Raw genomic sequence first — 19316 nt, forward strand, 5'->3', positions numbered from 1 at the left:
GCCAGATGACCACGGGAGGCATTGCAACCGGCCACGCCTTTTCACCGGACTCGGGACGGTACTGGGCCGACGAGGGCGCCTGGCAGGTCGCCGACGGCATCTACCGGATCCCGCTGCCGTTGCCCATGGACGGCCTCAAGGCGATCAACGTGTACGTCGTCCAGGCCGATGACGGGCTGACCCTGATCGACGGTGGCTGGTCGATCCCGGTCGCGCGCGAGCTGCTCGACAAGAGCCTGCGGTCGATCGGCTCGGGCTTCGGGGACATCAAGCGGTTCCTGGTGACCCACGTGCACCGCGACCACTTCACGATGGCGACGGTCCTGGGCCAGGAGTTCGGCTCCGAGGTGGTGCTCGGCATCGACGAGAAGCCGGCGCTCGAGCTGTTGCACCGTGCTGCAGAGGACGAGCTGGGCGAGAGCCCGTTCCTCAGCGTGCTCCGCACCGCGGGTGCCGCCGAGATCGCCGAGCTGTGGGCGGCCGGCCACGACGGGGTCCTGCCCGACGCGGTCGACTGGGCCTTCCCCGACCTGTGGCTGGAGGGCGATCGCACCTTCGAGGTCGGTCACCGCACCATCGACGCGGTGCACACGCCCGGCCACACGCCCGGCCACTACGTCTACGCCGACAAGGTCGAAGGTGTGCTGTTCGCCGGCGACCACGTGCTCCCCACGATCACGCCGTCTATCGGCTTCACGGTCCCTGCGGTCGAGCAGCCGCTGGGCCAGTTCATGTCCTCGCTGGCCCGGGTGCGCGCCCTCCCCGACCTGCGCATCCTCCCGGCACACGGGCCGGTCGCGCCGTCGTCGTACACCCGCGTCGACGAGCTGCTCGCCCACCACGAGACCCGGCTCGACCAGAGCCTGGCGTCGCTGGAGGCCCGCGGCGACGTGACCTCGATCGTGGTCGCCCGCGACCTGGGCTGGACCCGTCACGAGCACGCCTTCGACGACCTCGACATCTTCAGCCAGGGGATGGCGGCGATGGAGACCAAGGCGCACCTCGACCTGCTCGTCGCCCGCGGCCAGGCCACTGCGTCCGACGAGGCCGACGGGGTCGTGTTCACGGCGCTGTGAGCCTCAGCGCCGGCGCGCACTAGACTCGCGGGCACAGACAGGGGAGCACCGAAGGGTGCTGAGAGTGCGGATCCGCCGCAGACCCTCTGAACCTGCTCCGGTTAACACCGGCGAAGGGAGTCATCTCCATCATGCGTGCGCGCAACCACCTCATCCGGCTCACCAGCCCCGTCATCGGTGTCGCGGCGCTCGCGCTGCTCGCCTCCGGCTGCTCGCTCATCAGCAGCGAGAACGACGGCGAGACCGGCGCCACCGACAAGAGCGTCACCCTCGTGACCCACGAGTCCTTCGCTCTGCCCGACGACCTGGTCGCGGCGTTCGAGAAGGAGTCCGGCTTCCAGCTGGAGATCAGCAAGCTCGAGGACGCCGGCGCCCTCACCAACCAGCTGGTCCTCACCAAGGACGACCCGGTCGGCGACGTCGTGTTCGGCGTCGACAACTCGTTCGCCACGCGCGCGATCGACGAGGACGTCTTCGCGTCGTACTCGCCGACGCTGCCCGCGGGCGCCGAGAAGTTCGAGCTCGAGGGTGACGACGACGACGCCCTGACGCCGATCGACAACGGGAACGTCTGCGTCAACGTCGACGACGCGTGGTTCCGCAAGCAGGGCATCCCTGCGCCGACCGGCCTCGCCGACCTGACGAGGCCGCTCTACAAGGACCTGTTCGTGATCCCCGGCGCCAGCACCAGCTCGCCCGGCCTGGCCTTCCTGCTCTCCACGATCGAGGAGTACGGCGACGAGTGGCCCACCTACTGGGAGGACCTGGTCGCCAACGGCGCCAAGGTCGTCAAGGGCTGGTCCGACGCCTACTTCACCGACTTCACCTTCTCCGGTGGTGACCGCCCGATCGTGGTGTCCTACGACTCCTCGCCCGCCTTCACGCTCAACAAGGCCGGCACGAAGTCGACGACCAGCGCGCTGCTCGACAACTGCTTCGAGCAGGTCGAGTACGCCGGCGTGCTGCAGGGTGACGAGGACGACGAGACCAACGTCGCGGGCGCCCACGCGGTCATCGACTGGCTGCTGAGCCCGGAGGTGCAGGCCGCGCTCGCACCGACGATGTACGTCTTCCCGGTCGCCGACGGCGTCGAGCTGCCGGCCGAGTGGGCGACCTTCGCCAAGCGCCCCGCCGACACGGAGCAGGTCGAGCCGGCCGAGATCGCCAGCGAGCGTCAGGCCTGGCTCGAGGAATGGACCGAGATCATCTCGCGATGACACCGACTGCCGGGACCGGTCGCAAGCTCGCGTTCGCGCTGCTTGCTGCCGTGCCGGTGGCGGTGTTCGCGGTCTTCTTCGTGCTGCCGGTCGGGGCGATGCTCGAGCGGGGCCTGTGGCCCGAGGGCGGCTTCGATCCAGGGGCCGTGGGCGAGGTGCTCCAGCGGCCGCGGACGGGACGGGTGCTGTGGTTCACCGTCTGGACGAGCACGGTGGCCACGACGATCGCGGTGCTGCTCGGCGTACCGGCCGCGTACGTCCTGCACCGGTTGAGGTTCCGGGGTCGCGGACTGGTGCGCGCGGCACTGCTGGTGCCGTTCGTGCTGCCGACCGTGGTCGTGGGCCTGGCGGTCCGTGAGCTCATCTCGACGTCGGGCCCGCTCGGTTTCCTGGGCCTCGACGGCAGCCCGGTGGCCATCCTGATCGGGCTGGTCTTCTTCAACGTCGCGGTGGTGATCCGCACGGTGGGCGTGGCCTGGGAGGGCCTGGACCGTCGACCGGGGGAGGCCGCAGCGGCACTGGGGGCCTCACCGTGGCAGGTGTTCCGTACGGTCACCTTCCCCGCCCTGCGCCCGGCGATCGTGTCGGCAGCCAGCGTGGTGTTCCTGTTCTGCGCGACGGCGTTCGGCGTGGTCCTGGTGCTCGGCGGGGTCAGGTACTCCTCCGTCGAGACCGAGATCTACCTGCTGACCGCCGACCTGCTGGACCTGCCCGCTGCGGCGGCCCTGTCGCTGGTCCAGATGGTCGCGGTCGTCGTGCTCCTGGTCGTCGTGGGCCGCCTGCGCGCCGTCCCGGACCCGACGGTACGACGATCCGTGGCCGCCCCCGCGCGACCGCAGTGGCGTGACGCGCCAGCGATCGGGGTGACCGTGCTGACCCTGCTGGCCGTGGCGCTGCCGGTCCTGACGCTGGTCGTCGCGTCCTTCCGGAGCGACGGCGCCTGGACCCTGGACTTCTACCGTGCGCTCGAGGGATCGGGCGACGGGCTGCTCCAGGTGTCGGTCACGGATGCACTGGTCGCGTCGCTGCGGATCGCGGTCGACGCGACCTGGATGTCGCTGTCGCTCGGCCTGGCCGTCGCGTTCGTGGTGACCCGCCGGACTCGCACCCGGACGGGTCGGCGGATGCGCACCGTGCTCGACGGCTTCTTCATGCTCCCGCTCGGTGTGTCCGCGGTGACCCTGGGCTTCGGGTTCCTGATCGCCCTCGACGAACCGCCGCTGGACCTGCGGAGCAGCCCGCTGCTGGTGCCGATCGCCCAGGCGCTGGTGGCCCTGCCGCTGGTGGTGCGGACCCTCGTGCCGGTCCTGGCCGGCATCGACGACCGGCAACGACAGGCCGCTGCGTCGCTGGGAGCCGGGCCGCTGCGGGCCCTTCGCACCGTCGACCTCGCCGTCATCTGGCGGCCGCTGCTCGCGTCCGCGGGCTTCGCGTTCGCCGTGTCGCTGGGGGAGTTCGGCGCGACCTCGTTCATCGTGCGTCCGGCCGAACCGACGCTGCCGGTGGCGATCTACCGGTTGTTGAGCCATCCCGGTGCCCTCAACTACGGCACCGCCATGGCAGCCTCGGTCGTCCTGGCCGCGGTGACCGCCGCGGTCATCCTCGTCGTCGAGCGGCTGCGCGTGCCGGGAACGGGAGCCTGGTGATGCTGGAGCTCAAGGGCGTGACCGTCACGTTCGACGGCACCCGTGCCGTGGACGCCGTGGATCTGTCCGTCAAGGACGGCGACGTGCTGGCCGTGCTCGGTCCGTCGGGCTGCGGCAAGTCGACGCTGTTGCGCGCGGTCGCGGGCCTCGAACCTCTCGTGGACGGATCGATCGCCTGGGAGGGCCAGGACCTCGCCGGCACCCCGACCCATCGCCGCGGCTTCGCGCTGATGTTCCAGGACGGGCAGCTCTTCGACCACCTGACCGTGGCCCGCAACGTCGGCTACGCCCAGCGCCTGCGGGGCCTTTCGCGTGCCGCGGTCCGGGCCGAGGTCGACGACCTGCTCACCCTCGTCGGGCTGGAGGGGTACGCCGACCGGCTGCCACGCACGCTGTCCGGAGGCGAGCGGCAACGAGTCGCACTGGCCCGTTCACTCGCGGCCCGACCACGCCTGCTGCTGCTCGACGAGCCGCTCAGCGCCCTCGACGCGGGGTTGCGCGGGCGACTCGCCACCGACCTGCGCCGGATCCTCACGGAGTCCGGCACCACGGCGCTGATGGTCACCCACGACCAGGCCGAGGCGTTCGCGGTCGCCGATCGGCTGGCCGTGATGCGTGCCGGCAAGATCGTGCAGGAGGGCGCCACGACGCAGGTGTGGGGCGCGCCGGTCGACGGCGACACCGCCCTGTTCCTCGGCTACTCCCGCGTGCTGGAGGGAGCTGCGGCCGCCGCGCTGCTCGACCTCGCGGGCGCGCCCGTCCCACCCGGCGCCGCGGTGGCGGTTCGGTCGTCCGCGGTGCAGGTCGGGCCCGGGGACGGTCGCGGGGGCGTCGTACGGGACTTCCAGCTGACGCCTGACGGGAGCCGCGTGGTCGTGGCCGTCGACGGTGTCGGCGATCTTGCCGGGGTCGGCGCCCCGGGGTGGGCACCAGTGCCGGGGGACGTCGCCGCCGTACGGGTGGATCGGCGCGGCCTCGCTGTGATTCCCGACGCACAGGCGCACCGGTAGGGATCGGCAAGGGCGGTCCCTTGGGGCGCTCGCCCTAGACTGCCCCGGTGTACCGCCGCGCCTACACCCTTCTCATCGGCACGGCAGCGCTCATGCTGGGCCTGGCGGTCTTCACCGCGGTCAAGCTCGACCGCCGCCTGCTCGACCCGGAGGGCAGCTTCCTCGGACCGTCCTACATCCGCCTGCCGTTGCTCCTGATCGGCGCACTGCTGCTCGACCTGCTGCCGCTGACCCTGTGGAAGGCTCGCGGCCGTCCGAACCGGGTCATGCCGATCGTCCGGCACCGGCTCAAGACGCACTGGACCAAGGAGCGCGCCACGCTGGTGGCGATCGGTGTCATCAGCTTCTACCTGACCTACGTCAGCTACCGGAACCTCAAGTCCTTCCTGCCGTTCGTGCGTTCCGACCCGTCGGCGGCACCCGGCGAGGTCAGGGCCCTGTCGTACGACCGCGAGCTGCACATCATGGACCGGGTCATCTTCTTCGGGAACGACCCGAGCGACGTCCTGCACGCCGTTCTCGGCAAGACGGTCACCGCGGAGGTGCTCTCCCCGATCTACCTGATGTTCCTGCCGCTGGTCCCGCTCGGTGTGACCGCCTGGCTGGTCTGGTCGCGGAACATGTCGTTCGGCTACTGGTTCGTGACGTCCCAGTGCCTGGCCTGGTCGCTCGGCACGTTGTCGTACTACCTGCTCCCGACCCTGGGCCCCGGCATCGCGTACGCCGCGGAGTACTACGGAACCGGAGGTCTGGCGCACACCGGCACGACCGACCTGATGAACGGGATCGTGAGAGCCAGGGGCAATGTCCTGTACGGCGGCGCGACCGGCTCGGTGAACTCCATCGCCGGCTTCGCCAGCCTGCACTGCGCGATCACGCTGCTCTTCGCACTGATGGTCCAGTACACGCTGCGCTCGAAGATCCTCAAGTGGGTGTTCTGGGTGAACTTCGGGCTGACCGTGATCGCCACGCTGTACTTCGGGTGGCACTACGTCGCCGACGACATCGCCGGCATCGCGATCGCTGTCGTGTCCTTCTACCTGGGCGGTGTCGCGAGCGGTCAGAAGTTCGATCGCGGACTGCACTCGCACCCCACGACGACGACGTCGAAGGTGCCTGTCGACGTCGAGTAGTGTCCCCTTTCACGAATTACATCGTTGTAGTTCGTCAAGGCGACACGCCGGTGACGGGTGAGAATATTGGGATTTTTGTTTCGGATGTGACGAAATCGCACTACGGTGGCGCGAGTGCGCACTCCAACTCTCGGGTCAGGTCTTCTTGCGCTGGTGCTGACGGCGGCCGCGTTCGCCCCGGGAGCGATGGCTGATCCATCGGGTCCAGCCGATCCCGACACCCCCTCAGTCAGCGACATCCGGGCCGCGCAGGACCAGGCGGCGGTCGCGAAGACGCAGGTCGAGAAGGTCCAGCAGAAGCTGGCCGAGGCGGCCGCGGACCTGGAAGCGGCATCGATCCGCGCCGCGAAGGCCGCCGAGGCCTGGAACGGCGCCCGATGGGCCGCGGAGCAGGCCCGGACGGCCAAGCGGGCCGCCGACACGGAGTCGGTGCAGGCCGACCGGACGATGACCGTCCAGAAGGCCGACTACCGCGACGCGGTGATCACCGCCAACGCGATGGGCCTCGAGCTGTCGGCCGTGGGCGTCCTGGTCAGCGCCGATGGCATGGAGTCGCTGGTCGAACGATCCGCCGCGACGGACCACGTGCAGGCCATGTTCAACCAGCAGCGCAACGAGTTCATCGCCGCCGCGGACACGGCCGAGAAGGCGTCCGTCGCGGCAACGGCGGCGTCGGACAAGGCGGACCGGACCGCGGCCGATGCTCGCGTCAAGCGTGACGAGGCGCAGGCCGCTGCCCGGGTCGCGACCGCGACCACGGCCCGCATCGAGCGCCGGAAGACCCGGCTGGTCCGCACCCTCGCCCGCCTCCAGGGCGTGAGCGTCGCGCTCGCCGCCCGGCGCCAACGCGCGATCGAGGAGGAACGCCGGGCTGCCCGGGTCGCCGCCACCCCGAAGCCGACGCCGGTCCGCAACGACACTCCGTCACCCGAGCCGAACGAGCCGGACGCGGCTGACCCGCCGCCGGCACCCAGCAACGGCGCCCAGGCTGCCATCGCGTTCGCTCGCGCCCAGCTGGGGGAGCCGTACCGGTGGGGAGCCTCGGGCCCGAACGCCTGGGACTGCTCCGGCCTGACCGCCGAGGCGTGGGCCGCCGGCGGCAAGAGCCTGCCGCACTACTCGGTCGCCCAGTACGACGTCTCCACGCCCATCTCCGCCGGACAGCTGCGGCCCGGGGACCTGGTGTTCTGGGGCGAGGGCAACAACCCCGGCTCGATCTACCACGTGGCGCTCTATGCCGGGAACGGCCGGATCATCCACGCGCCCCGCACCGGACGCCCCGTCACCGAGGAATCTCTCTATTACTGGCGCACCCCGGATTTCTACGCCCGTCCCTGAAATACTTCGTGGTCCGTTAGGTTCAGCCCATGGCTGAGGAGACCACGACGACCAAGCCCCCGGCGCTCACCATCGACGTGGCTGCGCTGACCAGCGTGCTCGACGGCAGGTACGCCGACATGCGCGCCCAGGTGCGCGAGCTGCTGCCGTCGTACGCCTCGGTCCTGGAGGACGCCGAGACGATGACCCGCGACGAGTTCCGCGAACGGGTGCTCGGAGTGGTCCTCGAGATCGCTGCGACCGGCGCCCCGGGTGTGGGCTTTCCGAAGGAGTACGGCGGCGGGGACGACATCGGTGCCTCGATCGCCGCCTTCGACACGCTCGCGTACGGCGACCTCTCGGTGTTGGTGAAGTTCGGTGTCCAGTTCGGCCTGTTCGGCGGAGCGATCCTGCAGCTCGGGACGAAGCGGCACCACGACGCGTACCTGTCCGACCTGATCACGGGCAAGCTGATGGGCTGCTTCGCCATGACCGAGACGGCCCACGGCAGCAACGTCCAGGCACTCGGGACGCTGGCGACGTACGACCCCGCCACCAGCGAGTTCGTGATCACCACCAGCACGCCAGAGGCCGGCAAGGACTACATCGGCAACGCCGCGAAGCACGCCCGGATGGCGGCCGTGTTCGCACAGCTCGAGGTCGGGGGCGAGGGCCACGGCGTGCACGCGTTCGTGGTGCCGATCCGCGACGAGGACGGTCAGCCCCTGCCCGGGATCCGGATCGAGGACGACGGCCACAAGATGGGCCTCAACGGCGTCGACAACGGCCGGATCTGGTTCGACGGTGTACGTGTCCCGCGCGAGGCGTTGCTCAACAAGTTCGCCGACGTGACCGAGGACGGCACCTACGTCAGCGAGATCGAGAGCTCGGGTCGCCGTTTCTTCACGATGCTGGGCACCCTCGTCCAGGGCCGGGTCTCGGTCGGGTCGGCCGCGGTCAGCACCGCGAAGGTGGCCCTGACGATCGCGGTGAAGTACGGCCTCCAGCGCCGGCAGTTCGAGACAGGGACCGCCCAGGAGGGCGAGGACGCCGAGCAACTGCTGCTCGACTACGGCCTGCACCAGCGCAGGCTGTTCCCGCGCCTGGCCCGGACCTACGCCCTGCACTTCGCCCAGGAGGTGCTGGCCAGCCGCCTGCACGACGTCTTCTCCGGGATCACCCCCGACGAGGAGTCGCGGCGCCTGCTGGAGTCGCGGGCCGCCGGCACGAAGGCCTTGTCGACGTGGCTGGCCACCGACGTCATCCAGGAGTGCCGCGAGGCCTGTGGCGGTGCCGGCTACCTGTCGGTCAACCGGTTCGCCGCGCTCAAGGCCGACACGGACGTCTTCATGACGTTCGAGGGCGACAACCACGTGCTGCTGCAGCTCGTCGGCAAGGGACTGCTCACCGACTACGCCAGCGACTTCTCCGACCTCGACCAGCTCGGGATGGTGCGGTTCGTGGCGAACCTCGCCGTCGACACGGTGCTGGAGAAGACCCGGGTCCACAAGATCCTGCAGCAGATCCGCGACGCGCTCCCGGACCGTGACGACGCCTGGTACACCGACAGCGGGCTGCTCGACCCGAGCTACCACCTGGCGATGTTCCGGTTCCGCGAGGAGCACCGGATCGGCGGCGTCGCCCGGCGCCTCAAGCGCGGTGTCGATTCCGGGATGGCACCGGGGGAGGTCTTCTCGCGGGTCCAGGACCACGTGATCTCCACGGCCAGGGCCCACGTCGAGCGGCTCGTCCTCGAGGCATTCGTCGACAAGCTCGGCACGCTCGCCGAGGATGCCGACGGCAGCACCAACAAGCTCGCCCTCAACATGCTCTGCGACCTGTACGCCCTGAGCAGCATCGAGGCGGACGCGGCCTGGTTCATGGAGCACGGTCGGCTCACCACCCAGCGGTCCAAGCAGATCACCCGCGAGATCGGTGACCTGTGCCGTCGGGTGCGCCCGATCGCCGGTGACCTGGTCGATGCCTTCGCCGTCCCGGCCGAGATGCTGCGTGCCCCGGCGTTGGTCGGGGACCACGCATGATCCGCAAGACGCTCTCCCGGGTCCCCGGCATCGGTGACTGGGACGAGGACCCGCTCTGGGCCTCGTTCTACGACTGGACCGTCGAGCACCCCCGCGTCGGCGGCGCCGCCTGGCGCGTCGGCATCAACAGCGACCTGCGCCGGCTCTACAGGGCGTCCGCGGAGATCGGTTGCCAGCCCGCCGGGAGCCGGATCCTCGACGTCCCGTGCGGCGGCGGTGTGGCGCTGCGCGGCCTCAAGCCCGGCCAGGGCGTGGAGTACGTCGCCGGCGACATCGCGCAGGCCATGCTCGACCGCACGATGCGGGCAGCCGAGGCGCGCGGCGTGGCCGACCAGGTCGTGCCGGAGATCGCCGACGTGGGCAACCTGCCCTTCGACACCGCATCGTTCGACCTGGTGGTCACGTTCACCGGCCTGCACTGCTTCCCGGACCCCGCCCGTGCGGTGGTCGAGATGGCCCGGGTGCTCAAGCCCGGTGGCGTGCTCACCGGCAGTGCCCTGTTCAACGACACCGGCCTGCGGTTCGAGCCGATGCGCCGGATCGGCCGGCTCGCCAGCGTGCTGGGTCCCGGCTGCAGCACCACCCAGCTCAAGGGGTGGCTGGCGGGGCAGGGGATCGCGGACGTCGTACTCGAGAAGAGCGGGGCGATCGGCTACTTCCGGGGGGTCAAGCGCACGTGAGGCGGGCCAGTGCGGCGCGGCGGGACGCGATCTTCACTGCGTTGCGGGACCTGTTGCTCGCCAAGCCGTGGGGCGACATCACGCTCGAGGCCGTCGCGAGCGATGCCGGCGTGAGCCGCCAGACGCTCTACAACTCGTTCGGGTCGCGCTACGGACTGGCGCAGGCGTACACGCTCGCCCTGGCCGACGCCCTGTGTGACCTGATCGCCGCCACCCTGGAGGAGCACCGCGACGACCGGCGTGCCGGGCTCGAGGCCGGGCTGCGGACCTACCTCGAGGTCGCCGCGACCGACCCGCTCATCCAGCGGGTGCGCGCCGGTGACGCCCATCCGGACCTGGTCCAGCTGGTCACGGCTGATTCGGCCACGCTGCTGACCCATGTCGGCACCCGTCTGGAGGCCGCGCTCCGGACCAGCTGGCCCGACGTCGACGCCACCCAGCGGCGCACGCTCGCGCGCACCGTGGCCCGGCTCGCCGTCAGCTTCGTCCCGCTGCCCCCGGAGTACGACGACAGCCCGGCCGCCATCGCGACCGGGCTGTCCTCACTGCTGGCCCCTCACTAGCGCGAGTTGGGGTTTGTCACCCTCGAGTTGGGGTTTGTCACCCTCGAGTTGGGTTTTGCTCGCGGCGTGCGGGTCAGACGATCCAGGCGGGCGAGACAGGGTCGCCAGGACCGGCAGGTGAATGCGGGGTCGCCAGTCCACGGGCCGGGCCGGTGATGACGAACACCGCGCCGGACTCGGTGCTGACTTGACGGTGGGCGCCGGCAGGAATCACCAGGGTGTCTCCGACCGACAGTCCGATGCTCTCGGCGTCGACGACGATGGTCGCCGTGCCGTCGAGCACGTGCCATGCCTGCTCGACATCGAAGGTGTGCTGGGGGCCGTGCTGGCCGGTGCGCATTGCGACGCGCCAGAGGCTCAGCGCCTGTGTGCCGCCCTGGGTGGGCGAAGCGAGGGTGGTCATCGAGGCGTTGGGTGTCTCGGTGACGCGACTTTCCGAGCGGGCGATCTTGATGGCGGGCATACCGACTCCGGGAGATAGACAATGTCGTTGTCTATCGATCGTAGGTAACCGGTTCGATATGGTCAACCGTGTTGTCGATCTGGAGGTGCTCATGAGCGAACCTGGCTGGCGCGTCGTACTCCTCCTGGCAGGCGCCTTCAGGGACACCGTCGACGCGCTCCACGGGGAGCTTGCCGAGCAGGGCCATCCTCAGGCTCGGCCGCTGCACGGCTTCGCGCTCCAGGCGATCGGCCCCGAGGGGTGCACGATCAACGAGCTGGGTCAGCGTCTCGGCGTCTCCAAGCAGGCCGCGGCCAAGACCGCGGCCGGCCTCGAGGGGGCGGGGTACGTCGCCCGGGGTTCAGTGCCAGGCGACCGAAGGGCGGTCCGGCTGCGTCGCACGTCTCGCGCCGACGAACTCCTGGCGGCCAGTGCGACCGGCTTCGAGCGCATCATGGACCGCTGGCGGAGTCAGCTCGGCGCCAGTCGCTTCGACGCGATGGTCGAGGCCCTCGCCGAGGTGGCCGGAGACCGGCCCATGGGCGACCTACCCGGCTGGCTCACCCAAACCCCAACTCGCGGGTGACAAACCCCAACTCGGCGCGATCAGGTCAGTGGGTGTCGAGTTTGAAACGCTCGAACGACGCGTGGATCTCGGCCTCGGCCTCGACGCGGCCGACCCAGTCGGCGCCTTCGACGGACTTGCCGGGCTCGAGGTCCTTGTAGACCTCGAAGAAGTGCTGGATCTCGAGGCGGTCGAAGTTCGCCACGTGGTTGATGTCGCGCAGGTGCTCCATGCGCGGGTCGCCCGAGGGGACGCACAGGACCTTGTCGTCGCCGCCGGCCTCGTCGGTCATCCGGAACATGCCGATCGCGCGGCACTTGATCAGGATGCCGGGGAACGTCGGCTCCTGCAGCAGCACGAGGGCGTCGAGCGGGTCGCCGTCCTGGCCCAGGGTGTCCTCGATGTAGCCGTAGTCGGCGGGGTACATCGTTGAGGTGAAGAGGAAGCGGTCGAGACGCATGCGTCCCGACTCGTGGTCGACCTCGTACTTGTTGCGGCTCCCCTTCGGGATTTCCACGAGGACGTCGAATTCCAGCACTGGCTTTCCTCCACAAATTTCTGGCCCGGTTGGCGGGTCCGGCGGGGGCGGCCGTTGGCTCGTCAGGCCTGCCCCGCGTCGTTGTCGGCGCCATTGTCCCGCACAATGTCTCCGAACGTGCAGTCGGGGAGAGGGAAAAGTGGCCAGCAGGGACGAGGAGCGGGTCTCCGGGCGCCGGAAGAAGGCGTTCGGCGGGCTCGTCGCGGTCGCGCTCGTCGCCGCCGGTGGGGTGGCCTGGCAGACCGGCTGGGCCGAGGACCAGTGGCACGACTTCCGCAACGGCCAGTCCGGTGTCCCTGCTGATCCGGCCGCGGTGGCACCGCCGCCCGAGGTCGACGTACCGGACGTCGTGCTCCCCAGTGCGGTGGCCGAGCCCGCCAACGGCCTGGGTCAGCTGGACCCCGGGGCGGTCGAGCAGGCGCTCGCCGGGCTGAACGACCCCGACCTCGGCCGCCATGTGCTGGCGATCGTGGGCGCCCTGGACGGGACCGGCGTCGCGTACGAGAGGTCCGAGGGTGCCGCCGTCGCGATCCCTGCCTCGACGACCAAGGTCGTCACGTCGGCGGTCGCGCTCTTCCTCCTCGGACCGGACAAGGTCTTCACCACCACGACCGTGCTCGACCAGACCGGTACGACGCCCCGACTGACCCTCGTCGGGGGCGGCGACCCGTTCCTCTCGCGCTCCCCGGAGACCGCGTCCGGCGCCGGATCGGCGACCTTCGTGCCGGTGCGGGCGAACATCAGGACGCTCGCCCGTCGTACCGCCCGGGCGCTGAAGGCGGACGGCATCCGCTCGGTCGAGCTCGCCTACGACGACTCGCTGTTCTCCGGACCGGCGGTCAACCCGCACTGGGAGCCGAGCTACGTGCCCGACGACATCGCGCCGATCGGCGCGCTCTGGGTCGACCAGGGCCGCGAGGCGGACGGCTCGGGACGCGTGGCCAACCCGCCCGCGACCGCCGCTGAGGAGTTCCGCAAGGCGCTGGTCCGGTACGGCGTCAAGGCCGTCGGCCGCACCACGCACGCAGCCGCAGCTGCCGCAGCGACTCCCGTGGGGTCCGTCAGCAGCCCGACCGTCGCGCAGATCGTGCAGCGCCTGATCGAGGTCAGCGACAACGCCGCCGCCGAGGTGCTGTTGCGCCACATCGGCATCGCCGACCAGGGTGCCGGCTCGTTCGAGGCTGGCCAGGCCGGGGTGAAACGGGTCCTCGCCGCCAACGGCGTACCCCTCGGTGCCTCCGTCCTGTACGACGGCAGCGGGCTCTCCCGAGCCAACCGACTCGCGCCCGCCGTACTGCTCGGTGTCCTGCGGCTGGCGGCCTCGGACGCCCACCCGCAGCTGCGCCCGCTGCTGGCCGCCCTGCCCGTTGCCGGCTTCACCGGCTCGCTCGCCAACCGGATGGACAAGGGCCCGGCCGCCGCTCGCGGACGGGTGCGTGCCAAGACCGGCACCCTGTCCAACGTGTCGTCCCTCGCGGGCATCGCCCTCGATCGCGACGGCAACCTGATGGGCTTCGTTCTCATGGCCGACCGGATCAAGGACCCGAAGGAGACCCTGGCCCAGACCGCGCTGGACAACGCCGCGGCCGGGCTGGGCGCCTGCTCCTGCGGCGGTTAGCGCACTTCGCGGGCGGTCTACGCTTCCCGCATGACCGAGCCGACCGCTGAACTGCCCCCGATGATCGACTGGGGCCTTGCGGTGGCGCTCGGGTCCCGGCTGGCGGGGGAGGGCCCCGTGGTGTCCCGCACCGAGGCCGACGACGCCGTCGCGGAGCTGCGGGCGGGCGCGAACCGCTCGACCGGCCTGGTCCGCGACTTCACCGGCCTCGACGCCCCCGACGGGACGGCGCCGATCCTGGTGGTCGATCGCCGCGGCTGGGTTCAGGCCAACGCGGAGGCGTTCGCGGTCGCGACCCGCCCCATGGTCGAGAAGATGGTGGAGTCGAAGCCGCCGGGGCGGCTGGCGGTCAAGGTCGGTTCGAAGATCACCGGCGCCGAGGTCGGCGGCCTGCTGGGCTTCCTCGCCGGCAAGGTGCTCGGCCAGTTCGACCCGTTCCACGGGGACCATGGCCGGTTGCTGCTGGTGGCACCGAACATCGTCCACGTCGAGCGCGAGCTCGAGGTCGACCCGCACGACTTCCGCCTCTGGGTCTGCCTGCACGAGGAGACCCACCGCGTGCAGTTCACGGCGGTGCCGTGGATGCGCGAGCACCTGTTCTCCGAGATCGCCGCGATCAGCGACGCCGTCGACCCGAGCAGCCTCATCGACGGCGGCCTCGACCGGCTCACCGAGGCGATCAAGGCCGCTCGGAACGGCGGCAGCATCGTCGAGATGTTCAGCACCCCCGAGCAGCGCGAGATCCTCGACCGGGTCACCGGGATGATGTCGCTGCTCGAGGGCCACGCGGACGTCGTCATGGACGACGTCGGTCCCAGCGTGATCCCGAGCGTCGACAGGATCCGCGCCAAGTTCACCCAGCGCCGCAAGGGCGTCGGCACCCTCGACCGCGTGCTGCGCCGGTTGCTCGGCCTCGAGGCGAAGATGGCGCAGTACCGCGACGGTGCGCAGTTCGTCCGGGCCGTGGTCGACAAGGTCGGCATGGAGGAGTTCAACGCCGTGTGGGCCGGTCCGGAGAACCTCCCGAGCAAGGCCGAGCTGAGCGACCCCGAGGGCTGGGTCCGCCGCGTCCTGTCATGAACAGCGACTGATGGGTCTGCACCCGGCCGTCGCTGCCGTCCGCCAAGGGGTACGTCGATCGCTGGCCGGCATCGAGCCCGGCTCGCCGGTCCTGGTGGCGTGCTCGGGCGGAGCCGACTCGCTCGCCCTGCTCAGCGCCACGATCTTCGAGGGCCACAAGGTCGGGCTCCGCGTGATCGGCGCGACCGTCGACCACGGACTGCAGAAGGGGTCGGCGGAGCACGCCGAACGGGTGGTCCTCCAGATGGCACGCCTCGGGGCTGACGAGACGGCGTCCGTCCGGGTGCAGGTCGACCCGGCGGGCCTCGGTCCGGAGGCCGCCGCTCGGCACGCCCGCTACGTCGTGCTCGACCAGTTCCGCGAGCACTTCGACGCCGCGCTGGTGCTGCTCGGCCACACGCGTGACGACCAGGCCGAGACCGTGCTGCTCGGGCTGACCCGTGGTTCGGGCGGTCGGAGCCTCGCCGGGATGCGCCGCACCTTCGACCGATACGCGCGCCCGCTGCTCGACGTCGCTGCGTCCGACACGGTGGCCGCGTGCCTGGCCGAGGGCGTCGAGTTCTGGGAGGACCCGCACAACAGCGACCCCGCGTTCACCCGGGTCCGGGTCCGCGAGCGGGTACTGCCCCTGCTCGAGGCGGAGCTCGGCCCCGGGGTCGCGTCCACGCTGGCCCGCACCGCCGACCAGGTCCGTGACGACGTGGAGGCGCTCGACGCCATCGCCCGGTCGGCGTACGAGAACCTGGTCTCGACAGGCTCGACCAACGGAGAAGGCCTTCGGCTGGTCGAGCTCTGCGAGACCCACCGCGCCATCGCCTCCCGTGTCCTGCGGCTGGCAGCTCTCGACGCCGGAGCGACCGACAGCGAGCTCTTCCACGTCCACGTCACGGCCCTTCTGGCGCTCGCGACCGGCGAGATCCGCGGCGAGGTCCAGCTCCCCGGCCACGTGACGGCGTTCCGCCGCGACGGCCACCTCCGGTTCCGCCCCACCGCTGTGGCAGGCTGACGCCCATGGACGCAGCAGACGTCGGGGACGACCTGGTCGAGGTGCTCTTCACCGAGGCTCAGATCCAGGCCCGGATCGCCGAGATGGCCGCCGAGATCGACCGCGACTACCACGGCAAGGACCTCGTCCTGGTCGGCGTGCTGCGCGGTGCGGTGATGGTGATGGCCGACCTGTCGCGCGCCCTGACCAAGCATGTCGAGATGGACTGGATGGCCGTGTCGTCGTACGGCTCGGGCACGAAGTCCTCCGGTGTGGTGCGGATCCTCAAGGACCTCGACGCCGACATCAGCGGGCGGCACGTCCTGATCGTCGACGAGATCATCGACACCGGCCTGACCCTGTCGTGGCTGACGTCCAACCTGGGCTCGCGTGGCCCGGCGAGCGTCGAGATCGCGACCCTGCTGCGCAAGCCCGAGGCCCTGCAGATGCCCATCGAGGCCAAGTACGTCGGCTGGGACATCCCCAACGAGTTCGTCATCGGCTACGGCCTGGACTACCGCGAGCGCTACCGCAACCTGCGCGACATCGGCACCCTGTCGCCCTCCGTGTACTCGTGAATGGTGCTCCGGTCACCATGGACCGGACACAATGGCAGCGGTGTCGGCGTGTACCGTCGACTGATTCTGATGTGACGACGAGGAGCGGTTGAGTCTGTGAAGCGCGTTTTCAGGGGGCCTTGGCTCTGGATCGTGGTGGCGGTGTTCGCCGTGGTCCTCGCCCTGCAGCTGCTCGCGCCCGGCGGCGGGTACGACGAGGTCCAGACCTCCCAGCTCTCGAAGTACATCGAGAAGGGGCAGGTCAAGGACATCACCTTCATCGATGGCGACCAGTCCATCGAGGCCACGCTCGACAAGGGCACCCGCGGCTCCGGCGACAAGGTGCTCGCCTACTACATCCAGGGCCAGCAGGAGACGCTGCTCGCGGCTGTCGACGACCAGGTCGCCAAGGGCACCATCGAGAAGGCCAACTCGAAGAACCCCAAGCCCAGCCTGCTCGGGTCGATCCTTGCGACGCTGCTGCCGTTCGCCCTCATCATCTTGCTGTTCATCTTCTTGATGAACAACGTCCAGGGTGGTGGCAAGGGCGTCATGCAGTTCGGCAAGTCCAAGGCCAAGATGATCAGCAAGGACATGCCCAAGACCACGTTCGCCGACGTCGCCGGTTGCGACGAGGCGATCGAGGAGCTCGGCGAGATCAAGGAGTTCCTCCAGGAGCCTGCCAAGTTCCAGGCGGTGGGCGCCAAGATCCCCAAGGGCGTGCTGCTCTACGGCTCGCCCGGTACGGGCAAGACGCTGCTCGCCCGCGCCGTCGCCGGCGAGGCCGGCGTGCCGTTCTACTCGATCTCCGGCTCGGACTTCGTCGAGATGTTCGTCGGTGTCGGTGCCTCGCGTGTCCGTGACCTGTTCGAACAGGCCAAGGAGAACGCCCCCGCCATCGTCTTCATCGACGAGATCGACGCCGTCGGTCGCCACCGTGGCGCCGGCATGGGCGGCGGTCACGACGAGCGCGAGCAGACGCTCAACCAGCTCCTGGTGGAGATGGACGGCTTCGACGTGCGCGGCGGCGTCATCCTGATCGCCGCGACCAACCGTCCCGACGTGCTCGACCCGGCGCTGCTGCGTCCGGGCCGCTTCGACCGCCAGATCCCCGTCGACGCTCCCGACCTGGCCGGCCGCAAGCAGATCCTCGACGTGCACTCGCGGGGCAAGCCGCTCTACACCGACGTCGACCTGCTGGCCGTCGCGCGTCGTACCCCCGGCTTCTCCGGTGCCGACCTCGCCAACGTGCTCAACGAGGCCGCGCTGCTCACCGCGCGCAACAACCAGAAGGTCATCACCGCGGCCACCCTCGACGAGGCGATCGACCGCGTCATCGCGGGCCCGCAGCGTCGTACCCGCCTGATGACGGAGAAGGAAAAGCTGATCACCGCCTACCACGAGGGCGGCCACGCCCTCGTCGCAGCGGCGCTCCCGGGCGGCGACCCGGTCCACAAGATCACGATCCTCCCGCGCGGCCGGGCCCTCGGTTACACGATGGTGCTGCCGGACGAGGACAAGTACTCCCAGACCCGCTCCGAGATGCTCGACAAGCTCGCCTACATGCTGGGTGGCCGGGCGGCCGAGGAGATGGTCTTCCACGACCCGACCACCGGCGCCGGCAACGACATCGAGAAGGCGACGAGCGTCGCCCGGGCCATGGTCACGCAGTACGGCATGACCGAGCGCCTCGGTGCGATCAAGCTCGGCGAGGCCGCCGGTGAGCCGTTCATGGGCCGCGACATGGGCCATGGCCGTGGTTACTCCGAGGACGTCGCCGCGATCATCGACGAGGAGACCAAGCTGCTCCTCACCGGTGCGCACCAGGAAGCGTTCGACATCCTGGTCGAGAACCGCGACGTGCTCGACCAGCTCGTGCTCGCGCTGCTCGACAAGGAGACGCTGGACAAGGCCGAGGTCGCGGAGATCTTCACCGCGCTGCGGTTGCGTCCGCGTCGTCCGGCCTGGACCGGCTCCCCGACGCGCATCCCCTCCGACATCCCCCCGGTGGAGATCCCCGAGGAGATCCGTCGGCGCGCTGCGCAGAACGGTCTCACGGTCAATGGTGTCAACACCGAGCCCGAGGGCGGCCAGATCCTGACGCCTCCGGGTCCCGACGGTGACGTCCACGGTGGACCCCCGATCGTGCCGCCGAACGAACCGCAGCCGCCCACGCCCTCCGCTGGCACCTGACGAAGGACCCCCGATGGCCGACCCGATCACCGTCCCTGAGCGGGACCGCGACGACGTGCCCGCGTTCGACCACGACCGCGCCGAGGCAGCGGTCCGTGAGCTGCTCATCGCCATCGGGGAGGACCCCGAGCGCGAGGGCCTGCGGGAGACGCCCGCCCGGGTGGCCAGGGCGTACGCCGAGATGACGGCCGGCCTCCGGTTGACCGCCGAGGACGTCCTCACCACGACGTTCGACATCGGGCACGACGAGATGGTCCTGGTCCGCGACATCGAGCTGTGGTCGATGTGCGAGCACCACCTGGTGCCGTTCACGGGCGTCGCCCACGTCGGCTACATCCCGGCCGAGACCGGCAAGATCACCGGGCTGTCCAAGCTGGCCCGGCTGGTCGACGTCTACGCGAAGCGCCCGCAGGTCCAGGAGCGGCTCACGACCCAGGTCGCCGACTCGCTGATGGAGCTGCTCGATGCCCGTGGCGTGATCGTGGTGATCGAGGCCGAGCACCTCTGCATGACGATGCGTGGCGTCCGCAAGGCCGGCGCCCGCACCATCACCTCCGCCGTCCGCGGCACGATGCTCTCGAACGCGTCGACGCGTGCCGAGGCGATGGCGCTGATCCACAGCCCGCGCAACTGACCCGCGGCGTCGACGACGAG

18 protein-coding genes and 1 riboswitch are annotated in these 19316 nt (G+C 70.3%); of the genes, 16 read left to right on the forward strand and 2 right to left on the reverse strand.

The genetic code is table 11. The features are described from left to right. The first annotated feature begins 5 nt into the window (after positions 1-5). The 9 genes from ASD84_RS21885 (at position 6) to ASD84_RS25370 (ending at position 10684) form a co-directional block, all read left to right on the forward strand. A complete protein-coding gene (locus ASD84_RS21885; protein WP_056715583.1) occupies positions 6-1076 on the forward strand; it encodes an MBL fold metallo-hydrolase in 1071 nt (356 codons plus the stop codon). 29 nt (positions 1077-1105) lie between these two features. Next, a riboswitch (TPP riboswitch) is annotated at positions 1106-1212 on the forward strand. Next, positions 1208-2293 carry a thiamine ABC transporter substrate binding subunit gene (locus ASD84_RS21890; RefSeq protein ID WP_056715587.1) on the forward strand — a complete coding sequence of 362 codons (1086 nt, stop codon included), beginning with the start codon at positions 1208-1210 and terminating at the stop codon, positions 2291-2293. (Overlaps the previous riboswitch by 5 nt.) Continuing rightward, the gene (locus ASD84_RS21895; protein WP_056715589.1) at positions 2290-3939 is read left to right on the forward strand and encodes an ABC transporter permease; all 1650 of its coding nucleotides are present in this window, start codon (positions 2290-2292) and stop codon (positions 3937-3939) included. The genes ASD84_RS21890 and ASD84_RS21895 overlap by 4 nt, the downstream gene beginning before the upstream one ends. Beyond that, positions 3939-4949 carry an ABC transporter ATP-binding protein gene (locus ASD84_RS21900; protein WP_056715592.1) on the forward strand — a complete coding sequence of 337 codons (1011 nt, stop codon included), beginning with the start codon at positions 3939-3941 and terminating at the stop codon, positions 4947-4949. Before ASD84_RS21895 ends, ASD84_RS21900 begins: the two co-directional genes overlap by 1 nt. Positions 4950-4996: 47 nt before the next feature. Beyond that, on the forward strand, positions 4997-6082 hold the full coding sequence (locus ASD84_RS21905; protein WP_056715595.1) for a phosphatase PAP2 family protein: 1086 nt from the start codon (positions 4997-4999) through the stop codon (positions 6080-6082). A gap of 114 nt (positions 6083-6196) precedes the next feature. Further along, positions 6197-7420 (forward strand): C40 family peptidase, encoded by a 1224-nt coding sequence (locus ASD84_RS21910; protein ID WP_156392171.1) that lies wholly within the window; start codon positions 6197-6199, stop codon positions 7418-7420. A gap of 29 nt (positions 7421-7449) precedes the next feature. Continuing rightward, positions 7450-9441, forward strand: coding sequence for an acyl-CoA dehydrogenase (locus tag ASD84_RS21915; protein ID WP_056715601.1), 1992 nt, complete (start codon positions 7450-7452; stop codon positions 9439-9441). After that, positions 9438-10121, forward strand: coding sequence for a class I SAM-dependent methyltransferase (locus tag ASD84_RS21920; RefSeq protein ID WP_056715604.1), 684 nt, complete (start codon positions 9438-9440; stop codon positions 10119-10121). Before ASD84_RS21915 ends, ASD84_RS21920 begins: the two co-directional genes overlap by 4 nt. Then, positions 10118-10684: a TetR family transcriptional regulator gene (locus ASD84_RS25370; RefSeq protein ID WP_056715607.1), complete on the forward strand. Its 567-nt coding sequence runs from the start codon at positions 10118-10120 to the stop codon at positions 10682-10684. Before ASD84_RS21920 ends, ASD84_RS25370 begins: the two co-directional genes overlap by 4 nt. Before the next feature lie 73 nt (positions 10685-10757). Here the strand turns inward: ASD84_RS25370 and ASD84_RS21930 are convergent, their stop codons facing one another. Continuing rightward, positions 10758-11147, reverse strand: coding sequence for a cupin domain-containing protein (locus ASD84_RS21930; protein ID WP_056715610.1), 390 nt, complete (start codon positions 11145-11147; stop codon positions 10758-10760). A 91-nt stretch (positions 11148-11238) separates the two neighbouring features. Between ASD84_RS21930 and ASD84_RS21935 the strand changes: the two genes are divergently transcribed. Further along, positions 11239-11712, forward strand: coding sequence for a MarR family winged helix-turn-helix transcriptional regulator (locus ASD84_RS21935; RefSeq protein ID WP_056716154.1), 474 nt, complete (start codon positions 11239-11241; stop codon positions 11710-11712). Between the two features lie 25 nt (positions 11713-11737). On the opposite strand, the gene ASD84_RS21940 is transcribed toward ASD84_RS21935, so the two are convergent. Beyond that, positions 11738-12226: an inorganic diphosphatase gene (locus ASD84_RS21940; protein ID WP_056716157.1), complete on the reverse strand. Its 489-nt coding sequence runs from the start codon at positions 12224-12226 to the stop codon at positions 11738-11740. A gap of 142 nt (positions 12227-12368) precedes the next feature. Here ASD84_RS21940 and dacB point away from each other — a divergent pair, with 142 nt between their 5' ends. From dacB to folE, 6 genes are all read left to right on the forward strand, one after another. Next, complete coding sequence (gene dacB, locus ASD84_RS21945; protein WP_056715613.1) at positions 12369-13847, forward strand: D-alanyl-D-alanine carboxypeptidase/D-alanyl-D-alanine-endopeptidase; 1479 nt, start codon at positions 12369-12371, stop codon at positions 13845-13847. A gap of 30 nt (positions 13848-13877) precedes the next feature. Continuing rightward, entirely contained in the window at positions 13878-14927 is a 1050-nt protein-coding gene (locus ASD84_RS21950; RefSeq protein WP_235531200.1) for a zinc-dependent metalloprotease, read from the forward strand. Positions 14928-14937: 10 nt separating this feature from the next. Next, entirely contained in the window at positions 14938-15933 is a 996-nt protein-coding gene (tilS, locus tag ASD84_RS21955; RefSeq protein ID WP_056715616.1) for a tRNA lysidine(34) synthetase TilS, read from the forward strand. Positions 15934-15938: 5 nt separating this feature from the next. Continuing rightward, positions 15939-16490, forward strand: coding sequence for a hypoxanthine phosphoribosyltransferase (gene hpt / locus ASD84_RS21960; RefSeq protein ID WP_056715618.1), 552 nt, complete (start codon positions 15939-15941; stop codon positions 16488-16490). A gap of 96 nt (positions 16491-16586) precedes the next feature. Continuing rightward, positions 16587-18662, forward strand: a complete 2076-nt coding sequence (ftsH, locus tag ASD84_RS21965; protein ID WP_056715620.1) for an ATP-dependent zinc metalloprotease FtsH — start codon at positions 16587-16589, stop codon at positions 18660-18662. A gap of 13 nt (positions 18663-18675) precedes the next feature. Beyond that, the gene (gene folE / locus ASD84_RS21970) at positions 18676-19296 is read left to right on the forward strand and encodes a GTP cyclohydrolase I FolE (protein ID WP_056715625.1); all 621 of its coding nucleotides are present in this window, start codon (positions 18676-18678) and stop codon (positions 19294-19296) included. The last annotated feature ends 20 nt before the right edge of the window (positions 19297-19316 follow it).

It is taken from the genome of Nocardioides sp. Root682, assembly GCF_001427795.1.
Classification (GTDB): domain Bacteria; phylum Actinomycetota; class Actinomycetes; order Propionibacteriales; family Nocardioidaceae; genus Nocardioides.